The sequence below is a fragment of the Amycolatopsis sp. NPDC049159 genome (genome assembly GCF_040648295.1).
Lineage (GTDB): Bacteria > Actinomycetota > Actinomycetes > Mycobacteriales > Pseudonocardiaceae > Amycolatopsis > Amycolatopsis pretoriensis_A.
Genome location: NZ_JBEZDL010000002.1, coordinates 109,717 through 127,278, shown reverse-complemented (window position 1 = coordinate 127,278; position 17,562 = coordinate 109,717). Strand labels below are relative to the sequence as shown.

14 protein-coding genes and 1 pseudogene are annotated in these 17,562 nt (G+C 70.6%); 6 read left to right on the top strand and 9 right to left on the bottom strand.

Annotated elements, in window-relative coordinates; all coding sequences use genetic code 11:
* Positions 1–327: 327 nt before the first annotated feature.
* The 4 genes from AB0B33_RS03835 to AB0B33_RS03820 form a co-directional block, all read right to left on the bottom strand.
* Entirely contained in the window at positions 328–840 is a 513-nt protein-coding gene (locus AB0B33_RS03835) for a CGNR zinc finger domain-containing protein (RefSeq protein ID WP_360767415.1), read from the bottom strand.
* A 360-nt stretch (positions 841–1,200) separates the two neighbouring features.
* On the bottom strand, positions 1,201–1,500 hold the full coding sequence (locus tag AB0B33_RS03830) for a hypothetical protein (RefSeq protein WP_360766485.1): 300 nt from the start codon (positions 1,498–1,500) through the stop codon (positions 1,201–1,203).
* A gap of 6 nt (positions 1,501–1,506) precedes the next feature.
* Positions 1,507–1,845, bottom strand: coding sequence for a hypothetical protein (locus AB0B33_RS03825; protein ID WP_360766482.1), 339 nt, complete (start codon positions 1,843–1,845; stop codon positions 1,507–1,509).
* 115 nt (positions 1,846–1,960) lie between these two features.
* Entirely contained in the window at positions 1,961–2,329 is a 369-nt protein-coding gene (locus AB0B33_RS03820; protein WP_360766479.1) for an Rv2175c family DNA-binding protein, read from the bottom strand.
* A 103-nt stretch (positions 2,330–2,432) separates the two neighbouring features.
* On the opposite strand from AB0B33_RS03820, the gene pknB reads away from it, so the two are divergent.
* From pknB to AB0B33_RS03795, 5 genes are all read left to right on the top strand, one after another.
* A complete protein-coding gene (gene pknB / locus AB0B33_RS03815; protein ID WP_360766476.1) occupies positions 2,433–4,460 on the top strand; it encodes a Stk1 family PASTA domain-containing Ser/Thr kinase in 2,028 nt (675 codons plus the stop codon).
* Positions 4,457–4,666 (top strand): hypothetical protein, encoded by a 210-nt coding sequence (locus AB0B33_RS03810; protein ID WP_247012350.1) that lies wholly within the window; start codon positions 4,457–4,459, stop codon positions 4,664–4,666. The genes pknB and AB0B33_RS03810 overlap by 4 nt, the downstream gene beginning before the upstream one ends.
* 55 nt (positions 4,667–4,721) lie before the next feature.
* Positions 4,722–6,227, top strand: coding sequence for a flotillin family protein (locus AB0B33_RS03805; RefSeq protein ID WP_247012352.1), 1,506 nt, complete (start codon positions 4,722–4,724; stop codon positions 6,225–6,227).
* Between the two features lie 136 nt (positions 6,228–6,363).
* Complete coding sequence (locus AB0B33_RS03800; protein WP_360766473.1) at positions 6,364–7,065, top strand: hypothetical protein; 702 nt, start codon at positions 6,364–6,366, stop codon at positions 7,063–7,065.
* A gap of 180 nt (positions 7,066–7,245) precedes the next feature.
* Positions 7,246–8,562 carry a wax ester/triacylglycerol synthase family O-acyltransferase gene (locus AB0B33_RS03795; protein WP_360766471.1) on the top strand — a complete coding sequence of 439 codons (1,317 nt, stop codon included), beginning with the start codon at positions 7,246–7,248 and terminating at the stop codon, positions 8,560–8,562.
* Here AB0B33_RS03795 and AB0B33_RS03790 read toward each other — a convergent pair.
* Complete coding sequence (locus AB0B33_RS03790; protein ID WP_360766468.1) at positions 8,559–9,395, bottom strand: helix-turn-helix transcriptional regulator; 837 nt, start codon at positions 9,393–9,395, stop codon at positions 8,559–8,561. The genes AB0B33_RS03795 and AB0B33_RS03790 overlap by 4 nt on opposite strands.
* 86 nt (positions 9,396–9,481) lie before the next feature.
* Between AB0B33_RS03790 and AB0B33_RS03785 the strand changes: the two genes are divergently transcribed.
* Positions 9,482–10,264 carry an SDR family oxidoreductase gene (locus tag AB0B33_RS03785; protein ID WP_360766465.1) on the top strand — a complete coding sequence of 261 codons (783 nt, stop codon included), beginning with the start codon at positions 9,482–9,484 and terminating at the stop codon, positions 10,262–10,264.
* 4 nt (positions 10,265–10,268) lie between these two features.
* Here AB0B33_RS03785 and AB0B33_RS03780 read toward each other — a convergent pair whose 3' ends face one another.
* The 4 genes and pseudogenes from AB0B33_RS03780 to AB0B33_RS03765 form a co-directional block, all read right to left on the bottom strand.
* A complete protein-coding gene (locus AB0B33_RS03780) occupies positions 10,269–11,660 on the bottom strand; it encodes a class II 3-deoxy-7-phosphoheptulonate synthase (RefSeq protein WP_247012357.1) in 1,392 nt (463 codons plus the stop codon).
* A gap of 70 nt (positions 11,661–11,730) precedes the next feature.
* A pseudogene (locus tag AB0B33_RS03775) lies at positions 11,731–13,112 on the bottom strand (alpha/beta hydrolase).
* A gap of 82 nt (positions 13,113–13,194) precedes the next feature.
* Positions 13,195–14,082, bottom strand: a complete 888-nt coding sequence (locus tag AB0B33_RS03770) for a peptidase (RefSeq protein ID WP_360766463.1) — start codon at positions 14,080–14,082, stop codon at positions 13,195–13,197.
* Positions 14,083–14,184: 102 nt separating this feature from the next.
* Positions 14,185–17,451 carry a hypothetical protein gene (locus AB0B33_RS03765; protein ID WP_360766460.1) on the bottom strand — a complete coding sequence of 1,089 codons (3,267 nt, stop codon included), beginning with the start codon at positions 17,449–17,451 and terminating at the stop codon, positions 14,185–14,187.
* Positions 17,452–17,562: the final 111 nt, after the last annotated feature.

Genomic DNA, 17,562 nt, shown 5'->3' with positions numbered 1-17,562 from the left:
GCCTTCGCGGCGGAACTTTCAGCGGCCGCGGCGACCGGGTCCGTCGTGCGGACAGTCAGGTCCGAAGTCGCCTCGGCCGTGAGCGCCGGCTTCGGCGAGGTGGCCATGGAGATCGAGCCGATGATGACGACGGCACCCACCGCCGCGGTGATCCACGGCTACCTGGGGCGCCGCTTCGGGTTGGGTGGCGGCTGGACTGCGGGGAAGGTCATGCGGTTCTCGATTCGGGTCTCGCCGGCTCTTCCCCCGCGTCGTCGCGCACGTCCGGCCGGTTGTTGCGGTCCGCAGCGAAGACAGGCCGAAAGACCCGGGCATGACCTCAGTGCGTCACCTTCGCGCCCGGTGCGCGGCGACGCGTTCGCGTGTCGCGCACCGGGGCGAACAAAACCGCCGGGGGCTGCCGCCGCCGGTGTGGGCGAACGGCTTGCCGCACGACGGTGAAGCGCACAACCCTCCCGGGACGTCCTGGCGCTCCGCCAGCAGCGAAGCCAGCCCCAGCGCCGACGAAGTCACCAGCCACGCGCGCCACGGGCCGTCGTCCGAGGCGTCGACGTGCAGGTGCCAGCCGTAGCCCTCGTCGTGGTCGGTCAACCGCGGCGGGCGCGCGTACGTCGCGAACAACCCGTTCAGCACCGCGGCCGCCGCAGCGACGTCCGGCGCCGCGAAGACCGGAAGCAGCTCGAGAGCCGCCGCGTGCAGTTCCGGAACGTCGACCTCGGAGAGGTCGGTTTCGCCGTGGGCCAGCAAAACGCGCCGCACCGCCGCCGGATCGGGGTCCGGGAGCAGTACCCGGAGCAGGTCGACCGCGCGCTGCACGGAATCCCGGTGCGGAAACGCCATACCCCACTGTAACGTCTCGCTCATGATAAGGCGTTACCTGGTCGGAGCGACGCTCGCGCGGACCGGGGACGAGCTGTCCGGCCCCGCTCTCCTCCTGCTCGGCCTCACCGCCGGGCCGCACGCCGGGTCCGCGCTGCTCGCCGGGCTGACCGCCGCCGCCGCCGTGGGTGGCCCCCTGTTCGGGGCCCTTCTCGACCGCAGTGCCGTGCCCGGGCGGCTGCTCGCCGTCGCGCTCGCCGGGTACGCCGGAGGGCTCGCGGTCGTCGCCGCCGTCTTCGGGCACCTGCCGCTCGCCGGGGTGGTCGCCGTGGCGGCCGCGGCCGGGCTGCTCAACCCCGCCATCGCGGGCGGCTGGACCGCTCAGCTGCCCGGCGTCGCCGGTCCGGAACTCCCCCGCGCCAGCCGGCTCGACGCCCTCACCTTCACCGCCGCCGCGCTCGCCGGGCCCGGGCTCGCGGGGCTGCTCGGCGGGCCGGCCGGGCTCGTCGTGGCCGTCGCCATGGTCGGCGTCGCGGTGCCGGTGGCGTGGGCGCTGCCGAAGAAACCCGGGAAGGCGACGACCCACCTCAAGGAGGGCTTCACGGTTCTGGTCCGCAACGCCGCGCTCAGGCGGGCGACGGTCGCCTCGACCCTCTCCTGCGCCGGGATCGGTATGGTCACCGTCTGTTACCCACTCCTCGGCGCGGCGCACCTGCGCGGCCCCACGGACGGCGCACTGCTGATGACCGTGCTGGCCGTGACGTCGCTGCTGGTCAACGCCGTCTTCGCGAAGAAGCCGCTGCCGTGGGCGCCGGACCGGACGGTGTGGCTGAGCACGCTCGTCCTGGCCGCGAGCGCCGTCCTGGCCGCGCTCGCCGACGGCGTGACCCTGCTGCTGGTCGCCGCGGCCACCGCCGGATTGGCCGAAGGTCCGCAGCTCACGGCCTTGTTCGCGATCCGCCACCGGGAAGCGCCCGAGCACGTCCGGGCGCAGGTGTTCACGACGGCGGCGAGCGTGAAGATCACCGGGCTGGCGGCGGGAGCCGCACTGGCCGGTCCGCTGGCCGCGTGGTCGCTCCCCGCGTGCCTCGGCGTCGCCGCGGCCGTTCAGGCCGTCGCGGCGCTCAGCTGTCTGCGCAGGTCAGAACGCCATCGCCTGCGCGCGCCGCTTGACCTCGGTGCCGTGGCTGGTGCGCAGCGCGTTGACCGGGGTGCTGCCGGGCAGGGTGTCGTCCGCCGTGAACAGCCACCGGAGCATCTCCGTCCGGCTGAACCCGGAGTCGGCGAGCACCGTGATGGTGCCGGCCAGGCCCTTGACCACGCCGTCCTTGACGAAGAAGTCGCCGGGCACGCACAGTTCGCCGCCGCGCTTCAGCGCGATCAGCTGCCCGTCGCGCAGCATCTGCCGGACCTTGTTGGTCGAAGTCCCGAGCGCTTTCGCGACCTCGGGCAACGGGAGGACCGCGATGGCGGTGTCGAGGACGTCATCGGCGACAGGAATCCCACTCACAGGTGACACTGTGCCACATTCGGCTCCCGCACCCGCTAGTGCGCACGGGTGACCCGCGAGGTCTCCTCCACGAGGCGTGTGCGGTTCCGTACGATCCATACCCGTGACACGCACCCACCCCAGCCTGGCCGGCACGCTCCTCGAGCGGCGCTACCGGGTGGACCGGCTGCTGGCCCACGGCGGGATGTCTTCCGTCTACCGGGGGACCGACACCCGGCTGGACCGTCCGGTCGCGATCAAGATCATGGACCCGCGGTTCGCGGACGACCGGTCGTTCGTCGACCGCTTCGTGCGCGAGGCCCAGTCCGCGGCGCAGCTGCACCACCCGCACGTCGTGGCGGTGCACGACCAGGGCTTCGACCTGCCGCAGGGCGCCGAGTCCGGGCTGGCGTTCCTGGTCATGGAGCTGGTGGACGGCGGGACGCTGCGCGACCTGCTCGACGAGCGGGGTCCCCTGGACATCGCGCTGGCGCTGAGCGTGGCCGAGCCGGTGCTCTCGGCGCTGGCGTCGGCGCACCGGGCCGGGCTGGTGCACCGGGACGTCAAGCCGGAGAACGTGCTGATCGGCCGGTCCGGCCCGCACACCGGCGGCGCGGTGAAGGTCGCGGACTTCGGCCTGGTGCGGGCGGTGGCGAGCGCGGGCACGACGAGCTCGAGCGTCATCCTCGGCACCGTCGCCTACCTCTCCCCCGAGCAGGTCGAAACCGGCTCGGCGTCGGCACGCGGCGACGTCTACTCGGCCGGGATCCTGCTCTACGAAATGCTGACCGGCCAGGTGCCCTACACCGGCGACACGGCGATCTCGGTGGCCTACCGGCACGTGAACGACGACGTGCCGCGCCCGAGCCTGCTGCGCCCGGACCTGCCGCCGGAGCTCGACGACCTGATCACGCGCGCGACGCGCCGCGACCCCGAGCAGCGCCCGGCCGACGCCGGCGAGTTCCTCACCGAGCTGACCGCGGTGCGCGCCCGGCTGGGGCTGCTGCCGGTGAACGTGCCGATCCCGGTCTCCCACGGCCAGGGCGACCACGCCGACACCGAACGCACCCTGCCGCGCATCCCGCAGGTGCCGGACGGCCAGCGGACGATGCCGGTGCACCGCCCGAACGCGACGCGGGCGCTGAGCCACCCGGGCACCCCGCCGCCGGGGATCACCCAGCAGATCCCGCCCGTCCGCTCCCACCCGCCGCGGCGGCGGAGCGAGCCGGAACCGGAGAAGCCGAAGGACAAGCGCAAGCTCATCGCCATCGTCGCCGGCGCGGCGCTGCTGTTCGGCGGGCTGATCACCGCGTTCGTCTTCATGCTCACCGACACCGGCGGCGACAAGACCGCGACCGTGCCGAAGCTCGTGGGGCTGAACCAGGCCGCGGCCGGCGACGCGCTGCGGTCGGTGAAGCTGACCCCGCAGTTCAGCCAGGAGTACGACAACAGCGTCCCGTCGAACACCGTGCTGCGCGCCGAGCCCGGCGAAGGCACGCCGCTGGCACCGAACTCGACGGTGTCGGTCGTGCTGTCCAAGGGCCGCCCGGCGGTCCCGGACGTCCGGCCCGGCACCGCGCTGCCCGATGCCGAGAACGCGATCAAGACCGCGCAGCTGACCCCGGTCCGCGGCACCGACGACTACGACGCCGAGGTCCCGCAGGGCGCGGTCATCCGCACGGAGCCCTCCGCCGGCAGCCAGCTGAACATCGGCGGCCAGGTCACGATCATCGTGTCGAAGGGCCCGATCCCGCTGCCGCCGGTCCCGGACGTCGCCGGCCGGAGCAAGGACGAGGCCTTCCAGCTGCTGCAGCAGGCCGGCTTCGAGCCGTTCCAGGCGGGCGAGGAGTTCAAGCAGGACGTCCCGGGCGGCGCCGTCACCCGGACCGACCCGCCGGGCGGCGCGCAGGCGAAGGAAAAACGGATCGGCGTCTTCGTGAACAACGCCGTCCAGGTGCCGGACGTCCGGTTCCGCTCGTTCGACGACGCGCAGAAGATCCTCGAGCAGGCCGGGCTGAAGGCCGACCGCGACGGCGGCCGCGGCCGCGGCCCGGGCGGCGGCGGGTTCGACTTCGTCTTCAACCAGGACCCGCAGCCGGGGTCGTTCGTGCAGAAGGGCTCCAAGGTCAAGCTCAAGGGCTTCGGCCAGTGATCGGCAGCCGCGGCCGCGTCACCGGCACGATCGGCCCCGGTCTCATCGGCGAGGTGCTGCTGAACGTCCGGGGCGGCACGGAGGCGTTCTACGCCTACCCGGCCGACCCGGACGAGACCTACCGCTCCGGCACGCAGGTGCTCGTGGTCGACTTCGAACCCCCGCGAACGGTTTATGTCGAACGGTGGCAACCGCTGAGCCGCTGACGGCGTCGAAGAGGCACCAACACACCCACAACAGAAGAGCGAGGGGGTCGGTGCCATGAGTCTCGTGGAAATCGTGCTGCTTTCCATCGGTGGTCTCATCGTCGCGCTGGTGGTGATCTTCGGCATCCTGCGGCTGCTCTACAAGGTCGCCGAGCCGAACGAAGCCCTGATCATCTCCGGGCTCGGCGTCCGCGTCGACCGCGCGGACACCGCGGACAGCCTGGGCTTCAAGATCATCACCGGGCGCGGGGTGAACGTCCTGCCCGGCTTCCAGACCGCGCGGCGGCTGTCGCTGGACACCCGGGGCGTCAACCTGCAGGTCTCCTGCGTGACCAAGCAGGGCCTGCCGGTGACCGTGCGGGCCGTCGTCATCTACAAGGTCGGGGACGACTTCGCCTCCATCGCCAACGCCGCCCGCCGGTTCCTGGACCAGCAGAAGGGCATGAACGACACGATCCACGAGCTGTTCTCCGGGCACCTGCGCTCGATCGTGGGCGGGCTGACCATCGAGGAAATGATCCACAACCGCGACGCGCTCACCGGCGAGGTGCGCCAGTCCTCGGCCACGGAGATGATCAAGCTCGGGCTGATCGTGGATTCGCTGCAGATCCAGGAGATCGACGACGAATCGGGCTACATCACCAACCTCGGCAAGCCGCACGCCGCCGCGATCGCCGCTTCGGCCCGCATCGCCGAGGCGCGCAGCGACCAGGAGGCCGCCGAGGTCGAGCAGGTCTCCGCGGCGAAGAAGGCGGCCGCGGTCCGCGAAAGCCAGATCCAGCAGGCCGGTTACCAGGCCGAGGTGGACCAGGCCCGGGCGAAGGCGTCGCAGTCGGGCCCGCTGGCCGAGGCGACCGCGCGCCAGGAGGTCGTCGTCCAGGAGACCCGCGCGGCCGAGCTGGAAGCGGCGCTGGCCGAGCAGCGGCTGCAGTCGCAGGTCCGCAAGCCGGCCGACGCGAAGGCGTACGACACGCGGACGACGGCCGACGCCGCCCGTGACGCTTCGATCGCGAAGGCCCAGGCCGAGGCGAAGGAGACCGAGCTGCGGGCCGCGGCGGACGCGACTCGCGTGAAGACGGCGGCCGAAGCCGAGGCGCAGGCCACGAAGGCCCGGGCGGAGGCGGCGGCCGGGGCGACCCGGGCGACCGGTGAAGCGGAGGCGGCCGCGGCCAAGGCCCGCGGGCTGGCCGACGCGGAGGCCGCGAAGGCGAAGGGTCTCGCCGAAGCGGAGTCGGCCCGGGCGAAGGGTCTCGCCGAGGCGGACGCCATCAAGGCGCGCGCGGCGGCGCTGGCGGAGAACCAGGAAGCCGTCGTCGCGCAGCAGCTGGCCGAGCGCTGGCCGGAGATCGTCGAGGCGGGCGCGAGCGCGTTCGGCAACATCGACCACATGGTCGTGCTCAACGGCGCCGACGGCATGTCCGACATGTTCGCCAAGGCGCTTTCGCTCGGCGGAACCGGTCTCGGCCTGGCCCGGCAGCTCATGGACGCCATGGGCAAGCCGGCCGAGAACGAGCTCGACGAAGGCGCGCGCAAGAACGGCGAGCTCAAGCTGAGCGACTGACCGGCCACGGAGCGTACGGCCCCGGTGTCCCGGATCACGGGAAGCCGGGGCCGTACGCCCGATCGGGGGCGGCAATTCCCCGGCCGTTGTCCTACCGTGGGCGCATGGTGCCGGACTGCGTGTCGCGGGCCGCCCGATGAGCTTCTTCACCGGCGGTCCCCGTGAACGTCCCCTGTTCCCCGTCCCGGAGCAGGAGCTGTACGCGTTCAACGGCCGGCACTGGACCGACGCCCCGCGCGAGCACATCGTCCCGGCCGTGCTGAGCTGGGCTCAGCCGCTGGGCCGCGCCGAGCGCACGGTGGTCGCGCTGCGGGCCATCGAGGTGTGGCCGGAGGCGCTGACGCTGCGCATCACGGTGTACTCGCGGGACAGCCTGCTCGACGACCCCGCCGAGGGGCTGATCGACCACCGGCGGAAGCCGGACTACAACGGGCTGCTGATCGGCGTGCTCTACGCCGACGGCAGCCGGGCCAGCTCGGAAACGGTTTCGGTGCCCTCGGCCGCCGAGCCCGACGGCCCGGTGCTGCGGGCGCAGGCGGCGGGCGGTACGCGCTTCGCCGTCGAGCACGAGGTGTTCCTGTGGCCGCTGCCCCCGGCCGGTCCGCTCAAGCTCGTCGTGCAGTGGACCGACCGGGAAATCCCGGAGACCCGGACGACCCTCGACGGCGGCGCGATCCGGGCCGCGGCGAAGGACGCCGCGGAGATCTGGCCGGGGCTCGGCAAGCGGCAGGCGAACGGCTTGCCTGTCCGCCGGGTCGGCAAGCAAGTGGCACTGACCCCCGATTGGGGGACCCCGGTGGTGCGGGCGGAGCAGCCTGGATCCACCCCGGGCGAGTGACCACCAGCTGATCTGTGACCCCGCGCACCGCGACCCGGGGTATCTCGAATGGATGAACGGGGTGAGTAGTTAGCGTCGTGGAAACACTTCGACCACCCCGCCGTCATGTCGGGCTGGTGCAGTGGATCCCCTCCTCCTGACGCACGTGGCCGTGCACCCGCGAACCAGGAAAGGTCGCCCATGGCAGGCTCGCCGCTCAGCGCTCTCGACGTCGCTTTCCTTTGCCTGGAAAGCGAAACCTCCCCGATGCACATGGGCGCGGTGCTCACGTTCACCCCCCGCCGCCCGGTGGACGCCGGGGCTCTGACGGCGATCCTCGCCGACCGGGCCGCGCGGCTGCCGAAGCTGCGCCAGCGGGCGCGCGCGGAGCTGTTCCCGCCCGGCGCCGCCAGCTGGACCGAGGACGCGGGATTCCTTGCCACCGACCACATCCACCACGTCGTGCTCAGCTCGCTCTACGATCCGGACCCCTTGGCGGCGTTCGCGTCGCGGTGGATCGCCGAGCCGCTCGACACCACCCGCCCGCTGTGGGACCTCACCGTGGTGACCGGCCTGCCGGACGGGAAGTTCGCGCTGCTGCTCAAGCTGCACCACGCGCTCACCGACGGCGCCGGGGCGTACGCGGTCGCGGCCGGCCTGCTCGACGGCGTCAAGCTGCCGGAGCGGAGCACCGCGCCGTCCCGGGCGATCCCGGCGCCGCGCTCCACTTTGGACACGGTGAAGGACGCGCTGGGCACGGCGTGGGGGCAGGCGAACGAGACCGCCGGGATCGCCTCGTCCCTCGTGCGGGCCGCGCGGCCGCCGCTCTCGCCGGTGTCGGCGCCGACGTCGGCCGAACGACGCCTCGGGTTCGTGCGGCTGCCGCTGGCGGAGCTGCGCCGGGTGCGCCAGGCCCACGGCGGCACCACGAACGACGTCGTGCTGGCGGTGCTCTCCGGCGCGCTGCGCGAATGGCTGGTCAACCGCGGCCGGCGCGCCGACGGCCGCACGCTGCGCGCGCTGATCCCGGTGAGCGTGCGCGGCCGGGCGGGCGGTGGGCTCGGCGGCAACAAGCTGTCCGGCTACCTGTGCGACCTGCCGGTCGGCGAAGACGACCCGGTCGAGCGGCTGCGCGCGGTCCGCCGCGCGATGACCCGCAACAAGGCGGCGGGCCCCAGCCGGGGTGCCGGCGCGCTGCCGCTGCTGGCCGACCGCGTCCCGCCGCTGCTGCACCGCCTGGGCACGCGCACCGCGGGCTTGGCCGCGCCGATGCTGTTCGACCTGGTCGTCACCACGGTCCCGGTGCCACCGGCCCGCCTGTCGATCGACGGCGCCCGGCTGGCGGAGATCTACCCGTTCGTGCCGCTGGCCCCGCGGCACGCGGTCGGCATCGCGGTGGCCACCTACCGCGACTCGGTCCACGTCGGGTTGCAGGTCAACGGCGCGGCGGTGCCGGACGTCGGCTCGCTGCGCGACGCGGTGCTGAAGTCCGCGGACCGGCTCGTGGACGCGTCCTAAGGTGTCACGCCCGCCGCGCCGACCACTTCCAGGAACGCCAGCGCCTCGGCGCTCCGGGAGCCGGGCGGTGCGGTGTAGAGCACGAGGTGCTGGTCGTCGCCCGGCAGGGTGAGGGAGTCGCAGTCGACGGTCACCTCGCCCACGGCCGGGTGCCGGAAGGTCTTGGTGAGCACCGGCGCCGCGTGCACGTCGTGGCGCTCCCACAGCCGGGCGAAGTCGGCGCTGCCCGCGCGCAGCTCGTCGACCAGCCCGCGCACCGCCGGGTCGGCCGGGTAGCGGGCCAGGGTCGCGCGCAGTTCCATGACGACGTTGAGCCGGAACTCGGCGGTGTCGGAGACCCGGTACAGGGACCCGGCCGGCGCGAGGAACGCCTTGCGGGCGAGGTTGCGCTCCTCGGGCGGGACCGCGGCGAAGTCCGCCATCAGGGCCACCGCGAGGTCGTTCCACGCCAGCACCTCGAACGTGGCGGAGACGACGAAGGCGGCCGTCTGCGGCAGCCGCTGCAGCAGCGCCAGGATGCTGGGGCGCACGGCACGGCGGTGGTGCCCGCTCCGGATCGGCGCGGTCCCCGCCAGGACGTGCAGGTGCTCGGCCTCGGCACCGGTCAGCCGCAGCGCCTCGGCGATACCGGCCAGCACCTCGCCCGACGGGCGCGGCGCCCGGCCCTGCTCGAGGCGGACGTAGTACTCGGTGGAGATGTGCGCGAGCACCGCGACCTCCTCGCGGCGCAGTCCCGGCGTTCTCCGGCGCGGCCCCGAGGGCAGGCCGGCGTCCGACGGCCGCAGCCGCTCACGGCGGCTGCGGAGGAAGGCCCCGAGCTCTTGCTTGTCCACCCCTCCAGTATGCGAAGGGCGCGGCGCCGGATCCTGGTACGACCCGTGCCTGTCTCGCGGCTCCGGGCCGGGGCAGCGTCGAAGGCATGACGAACTCCCGTGACTTCCCCTCCCCCGGCCTGCTCGCCGGCAAGGTCGTGCTCATCACCGGCGCCAGCCGCGGCATCGGCGCGGCCGCGGCCCGCCTCTTCGCCCGCGAAGGCGCCTCCGTCGTGCTGGCCGCGCGCACCACCGCGTCCCTCGACGCCCTCGCCGCCGAGATCCGGGCCGAGGGCGGCACCGCCGACGGCGTCGCGCTGGACCTGGCCGATCCCGGGAGCATCCGGGCCGCCGTCGACCAGGTCGAGCGGCGGCACGGCCGGCTGGACGGCGCGTTCAACAACGGCGCGGCCGGCCAGTCCCCCGGTCCGCTCGACACCACCGGCGAGGACGACATCGACCGGCAGTTCGCGGTGAACTTCCGCGGGCACTGGACGGCCATGACCGCGGAGGCCGCGCTCATGCGCCGCACGGGCGGCGGGGCGATCGTCAACACGTCGAGCATCGGCAGCCGCCGCGCCAACCCCGCCCTGCCCGCCTACGGCGCCATGAAGCGGGCGCTGAACAGCATCACCGAGACCGCGGCCGTGACGTGGGGCCCGCACGGCATCCGCGTCAACGGCCTCACCCCCGGCGGCACCGCCACGGACATGATCGACGAGTGGGAAGCCGCGACCCCCGGGATCGTCGAGCGGATCACCGCCTCGATCCCGCTGGGGCGGATGGCCGAACCCCGCGAGGTCGCCGAGGCGGCCGCCTGGCTGCTCAGCGACCGCGCGTCGATGGTGACCGGCGCGATCGTGCCGGTCGACGGCGGCGCGGGCGCCTGAGCCGTCAGCCGCGGAGCATCTCCGCGACCAGGAAGGCCAGCTCCAGCGACTGCTGCGTGTTCAGCCGCGGGTCGCAGGCCGTCTCGTAGCGGCCCGACAGGTCGACGTCCGAGATCTCCTGGGCGCCGCCGAGGCACTCGGTGACGTCCTCGCCGGTCAGCTCGACGTGGATGCCGCCCGGGTAGGTGCCCAGCTTGTTGTGCACCTCGAAGAAGCCCTGGACCTCGTCGACGATCCGGTCGAAGTGCCGGGTCTTGTAGCCGGTGGACGACTCGTGCGTGTTGCCGTGCATCGGGTCGCACTGCCAGATGACCTTGTGCCCGGACGCCTCGACCTTCTCGACGATCGCCGGCAGCACCTCGCGGACCTTGCCGTTGCCCATCCGCGCGATGAGCGTCAGCCGGCCGGGCTCGTTGCGCGGGTCGAGCCGCTCGACGTACTCCACGGCCTGGTCGGGCGTGGTCGTCGGGCCGATCTTCAACCCGATCGGGTTGGCCAGCAGCTCGGCGAACGCGATGTGCGCGCCGTCCAGCTGGCGGGTCCGCTCGCCGACCCAGAGGAAGTGCGAGGAGAGGTTGTACAGCTTCGGGTCGGCCGCGTCGGCGTTGTCCAGGCGCAGCATCGAGCGCTCGTAGTCGAGCAGCAGCGCCTCGTGGCTGGCGAAGATCTCCGTCGACTGCAGCGACGTGTCGGTGACCCCGCACGCCGACATGAACCGCAGGCCGCGGTCGATTTCGTTGGCCAGCGCCTCGAAGCGCTGGGCCGCCGGCGAGGCCGACACGAAGTCCTTGTTCCAGTCGTGCACCTGGTGCAGGTCGGCCATGCCGGCGCCGGTGAGGGCGCGGACCAGGTTCATCGCGGCGCCCGCGTTCGCGTAGGCGCGGATCATCCGGCCGGGGTCCGGCACGCGCAGCTCGGGCTTGGCGACCAGCGAGTTGATGATGTCGCCGCGGTAGACCGGCAGGCCCAGCGCGTCCGTCGCGGCCGACCGCGGCTTCGCGTACTGGCCGGCGATGCGCCCGACCTTGACCACCGGCAGGCTCGCGCCGTAGGTCAGCACGACGGCCATCTGCAGCAGCGTGCGCAGGTTGGCCCGGATGTGCGGCTCGGTGTTGGACTCGAACGTCTCGGCGCAGTCGCCACCCTGCAGGAGGAACGCCTCGCCGCGGGCGACCATGGCCAGCCGGTCCTTGAGCCGGTCGATCTCGGCCGGGACCGTGATCGGCGGCACGCTCTCGAGCACGCCGCGGACCCGGCGGGTCGCGTCCGGGTCGGGCCACTCCGGCTGCTGCGCGGCCGGCCGGGCCAGCGCGTCGTCCAGCCGCTCCCGCAGACCGGGCGGCAGCGGCGGCAGTTCGGGCAGTGTGTCGACGGGGACGTCCACAGTCCAGTTCACGCAGACCAGGATAAGGTTCGCGCCTCACGGCGTTCCGCCCGGTCAGCCCAGGCCCCCTGAGCTGCGGACGTCATCGGCACGGCCCGTCCGCCGCCGGGAAGACCCCGTCGCGCAGGTAGCCCAGCACCAGTCGGTTGCCGCACGCGTTCTCCCGCGTGAAGACGCCGTGCCCGCCGGCGTCGACGGTCACCAGCCGCGCCCGGGACCCGAAAGCCGCTCGCGTTTCGCGCGCGCCGGACAGCGGGGTCGCCGGGTCGCGCAGGTTCTGCACCAGCAGGACGTTCGCCGGGCCGGGGCCGCCCACGCGCACCGCCGGTTCCGCGCGTCCGGCGGGCCAGAACGCGCACGGGTTCACGTTCGCCGCGGCCGGGCCGAACATCGGGTGGCGGCGCCGTTCGCGCTCGACCACGAGCTGGTAGGTGCCGATCCGCCCGGGCCAGTCGGAGTCGTTGCACAGCACCTGCAGCTGGAGGGCGGCGTGGTTGTCCCCGTCGAGGGACCCGCCCGCGGCCCGCGCGGTGCCCGCCCAGTCCGCGGCGAGGACGGGGAACAGCGCGTCGTCGTAGAGCGCGTTCCACGTGCCGGCCCGGAACCCCGGTCCACGAGCGGCGGCGAGTGCGAAGAACTTCGCCGTCACCGCCGCCTCGGTCCGGCCCAGGTGGTAGACGTCGTCGCGCCGCGCGGCCCACGCCGCGAAGTCCGGGAAGCGGTCGTCGAACCCTTCCGCGAACCGCAGCTGGGCGCGGTAGTCCAGGCCGCCCGGCCCGAGCACGCTGTCCAGCACGATCCGGTCCCCGCGCCCGGGGAACATCGAGGCGTAGGCGGCGCCGAGGTAGCTGCCGTACGAGACGCCGTAGTAGGAGATCTTCTCCTCCCCGAGCGCCTCGCGGATCCGGTCGAGGTCGCGCGCGGTGTTCGCGGTCGTCATGTGCGGCAGCAGGTCCTTTGTGGACGCGGTCGCGCATTGCCGCGCGACGGCCCGCGCTTTCGCGGCGGTGGCGGCGACGTCCCGGGGTCCTTCGGCGTAGGGCCCGAGCACCGCGCCGCGCTGCTCCGGCGTCAGATCGCAGGTGACCGGCGTGCTGTAGCCGGTGCCCCGGGGTCGAAACCGATGACGTCGTAGGCGCCGGGCAGGCCGGACCCGCCCATCCGCTGCGCCAGCTGGGCGGGCATGGCGAGCCCGGGACTGCCGGGCCCGCCGGGGTTCATCAGCAGCACCCCGCGCCTCTTGCCCGGGACACCGGCGCGGCGCGAGAGGGTCAGCTCGATGGTGCGCTCCGGGTGCGCGTAGTCGAGCGGGACGCGCAAGGTCGCGCATTCGAGCCCCACGGTCGGAGACGGGCTCAGGCCGTAGTCCGGGCAGGGAACCGTCCACTTCGGACTCGGGGCGGCTTCGGCCGGCGGAGCGGCGAGAACGGGCAGGAAGGCGAGCGACAGCAGGATTTTCCGCATGCCCGCAAGCCTGGCCCGCCGATGCGCGGCGGACGTCAGCCCAGGGGCCGGAACCGCGGCTCCACCCCCGGGCTGACGACGGTCACGCGGCTTGCGCGCGGTTGTACAGGTTCTGCGCGTCGGTGCCGAAGTACGGCCCGAACATGTAGCCGGGCAGGAAGGTGTAGCCGAAGCTGTTGACCGAAGCCTGCACGCCGGTGCCGGTGCTCTCGTCGAACGAAAGGAACCACGGCCCGCCGCTGGAGCCGCCGGTCATGTCGCAGTTCATGCCGTGGTCCTTGGTGAGCAGGAAGTCGGTGAAGGTACTCCCGCTGCAGTAGATCAGCTTCGTCCCGTCGTACGGCGCGGCGGCCGGGTAGCCGAAGGTGTACATGCTCTGGTTCTTCGGCTGGTTGAAGGCGATGCCCTGCGCGCCGACGACATCGGTGAGCCGCTGCCCGTCGAGCGGGTTGACGACGGCCATGCCGACGTCGTAGTTCATGTCCTCACCGGCTTCCCACTGCGGCGTGGTGAGCGTGGTCTTCGCGGCCCACTGGCCGTAGGGCGCGTTGCCGTTGGTGTACCCGGGCACGAAGACCCATTCGGTGTGCCAGGTGCCCTGGTACTTGACGCAGTGCCCGGCGGTGACGACGACACTGCCGTTGGCGCTGGTGACGGCGTCCCCGGAGCAGGACGCTTTCTGCCCGTTGAAGAGGAAGAACACCCGCCCGGCGGTCTGGGTGACCTTGCCACCGCCGGTCCAGGCTCCTCCGCCGTTGGGGATGCTCTGAATGATCGCGCTCTGCCCCTTGGCCACGTCTTTCGGCGTGGAGGCGGGGACCTTGACGAGGTTGTCCATCGGAACGGCCGCCCGCATGGCATCGGGCGTCCAGAAGGGTTTCGCCGCTGCTCGCGCGGGCGCGCTGACGAGGCCGAAAGTAAGCGAAAGGACGGCGGTGAGGACCGCGGCCCGGAATGTCGTGCGCTTCAAGACACCCACCTTCCGCGAAAGTGAATTGCCGCAAAAGCGGCACAGCTACTCGAAAGTAGTTGTCCGTGTACGCAGAGCACAGCCGCCGTTCGGCGTAACGCTTCAGGCGGGTCGGTCGTCGGGTGATCGCAGCCCGAGTCTCGCTTCCTGTAATCGGATGTACTGGTCGGCCATCCGGGCGAGACCGGGGTGATCCGTAGACGGCAGCACCGACAGCACCTGCGACCACTCGTCACCCGACGCGAGATCAACCAAAACTTCGGATCGCAGCGGCTCGGCGAGCCGACCGGCGATAGACAGCATGACCGAGATCCGGTCAAACGACTTCAGTTCCGATTTCGCCAGCTCCAGCGCACGAGGACCGTCGCGTTCAGCAAGCCTCTCAATGAAGACCTTTGCCGCCGAACCCGCCGCCAGCCCGAGTCCGGCAAGGATCTGCATACCGTCCTCGCAGCCGGCCTTCGCCAACCCCTCCGCCAAGACGACCGACAGCTCGTGCGTGCGATCGCCGTCCGCAATGCGATCGCGGACGCATTCAACCGCCGCATCGACTTCACCGGTCACACACAGTTCCTTGACAATGAGCAGGTACGATCTTCTGCGATCATGCAATGATTCAAAGGATTGCGAAATTTCGAGCGCCCGCCCCACAAAGCCTGCAACACAAAAGAATTCCACGAAACATACATGCTGATCACCCCGCACTCGCCCGGAGCCTATACTCTTCAGACAGTCCTCGACTCTGGCAACCAACCGGAGGATCGAATCGTTCTCACCGCTCTGCCTCAGCCGACGCAGCAGCACCACGAGCTCCTTGACCGAGGCAGGCAGGTCGACCAGCCGAAACGCAAGCTCTTCAGCCAGATTCACATCCCCCGATTCGGCCAGTAGCCGGGAAAGCTTCACGACATCGTCCTGCGCAACGTCGACAGTCAGGCAAATGCGCGCCATCCGTTCGGCAACCGCCACGTCACGGCCATAAACGACTAGATCAACGAACTTTCGGAAAGGCTGGCTATAAATTAACGCCCCACCTTCTTGACGCGCCAGGAATTCCGCCTCGCCAGCCAGGACTCGCGCCCGCTCGATGTCACCGGAAAGGACAAGGCCCTCAGCGAGCGCAGTCATAGCGTCCGGCCGAGACGACAGACCGGGTCGCTTATTCAGACTCGACAGTACTTCTTCCAGGAGAGCCATCCCGTCGTCGTACAGCCCAGCCGACCCGTACGCCCGGAGAACCGCGTAAAGGCCCATGGCCCGGTACATGACGGACAGGTCCAGAACCAGAGAACCGGCGAACTCGACGAGCCCCTTGACGAGCGCCAGATCAATGAGACTTAAACTGACTTCATCGCGAAGAGAATCATCTTCCATGTCGGCCAATTGGGTTCGCGTCTGGACTGGATCCTCTTCCAGCGATGCGTAAAACCTCAGCCTGAGGCCCAGGCTTTCGACCTGACCCTCCCCACTCTCCGACTCGATAACCTGGCGTGCCGCCGCAAAATCACCGGTAGCAGCCAATCCGCGAACGAGCCGGCCGATCGGATCGATTCGATCCAACGGCGAGATCCCCTTCGGGATATTCACGACTTTCCCGAACGCCCGTTCCAGCTGCAGACCCATGAGGTCGGATAGGGTTATCCCTTGCAAGTCCACGTTCTTGATCTCGCTCGCCACAACCAGCAGAGGCTCAATTTCGACTTGTCGTTGATCAGCAGCCATCATGACGAGCGTCCTACGGCGCCAATCCAGGTCAACGATGCGTTCAAGGATCGAAATCGCCTTGGCGGTATCACCCTTCGCCGCAATCGCGCGTGCAAGACGCGACCACGGTCCCGGATATTTCGCCTCGTCGGCCGTCTCCTCGACCAACCGTTCGGCGCGACCGGCATGGCCAGCCTCGACCAGTACGTCGACGAGTTCGGCAACGGCTTCGACCCGCCGATGCGGCACGGAGAAAGAATGCGCCAGCGCTTCTCCGTGACCGATCTCGCCCAGACGAGCCCATAAGGCGGGAAGCCGATCTGGCGTCCGAGCGTTGCGCTCCCTGAGCGCAGTCCGGTGCATCGTCAGGGTGAGCACATCGACGATGTCGGGATCAGCAGACGCGGTGGCCAACGCATGTGCCGCCGCAACTTCTGCCTGCGCCGCCGCCTCACCTTCGGTGACTCGCTGAAGCCTGTTCTGCCTTGCCAAGTCCGTCACACACTCGACCATCAAACTAAGGCGGCCGTTCTCCTGCAGGATCCTCGGATAGCTGTGAAGAAGGAACTGTGGAGTCGAGACCGGCCAACCACGAGCCCGATATCCTTCGGCCCATTCAATGATTCTCTCGGCATACCCCCGCATCTCCGCCGTACCCAGCCGGTCGGCCGCCGCTGTCTGCAAATTTTCATGGCTCAACAGGTAGACTTCGGGAGATTCGACCGGATTCCATCTGGCGGGGCGCCGACTGAATACCCGCCCTTCGACACTGTTGAGCGTCATCCGAACCTGTCTCTCTTGCGCCAGACCGACGAGTTCGACGAGATCCTGTTTACTGAGGCCACCACGCGCAGAAACGAGGAATCCCAGCACCGCTCGAGCTTCCGCAACCTCTACACCGAGTAGACGATCCAGGTCGCTTTCCATTGTCTCCCGGGCTGCGGAAGCGGCGGCTGAAGGAACCAGTTCGCGGACGACCTCGGGATCGCGCAACGGATGATCAGCGGCAAGCACCTCAGGCAGTGCGGGATTGGGACGGCCGGTGACAATGATCCGCAAGCCGCGCGCGGGACTACGAGGCAAGAGCGCCGCGATGCTCTTCGCTCCACCGGCTTCGCCCGCAGCTCGGTCTTCGTCCAGTCCGTCGACGACAAGCGCAAGACGTTCGCCCCGGCTCACGCAAAGTTCCGCAGCTTCGGCAAGCAAGCCACGGAAGTTCGAAGGGCCATCCCCATCGGGAACTTCGATACCCAGCATTTCCGACAGCTGTGGGAGAACGACGGTCAGGAAATCCGCTCGCGTGTCGTACCCGGCGAACCGCGCCGTGATGAAGAACGACACAAGCCTAACGTTCTCCGGAGGATTCAGCACGAACCACGAGACGAGCGCCGTCTTGCCTGTCCAGGCTTCAGCTCGCCACCAGACATACTGCGTCGACGAGTCCGGAGCCTCACAGAAGCGAACCAGTTCCGCCAGTTCGCTGTCTCGTCCTGCCAAGACACGTGGAGCGATCTCGCGAACGGTTTCCAGATAACGCGACTTCGTATTGTTACGCTCACCGAGATAGACATCGCCCGAGACTTGCTGCGCCTGGAAAACTGTACCGGACACGTCGCCCGCTATGAGATTCTCGCTACCCGACCTGGCGTCCTCTGGTTGCATCATCGGTCGGCCTTCCGTGACAGTCAGCTGCTCTTCCAGCGTCGTTCGAGGAAGTGGGCACGTTACACGGAAGCCCTACACGGAACGCCGAAGGCCCCCTCACGGGCGGCGAAG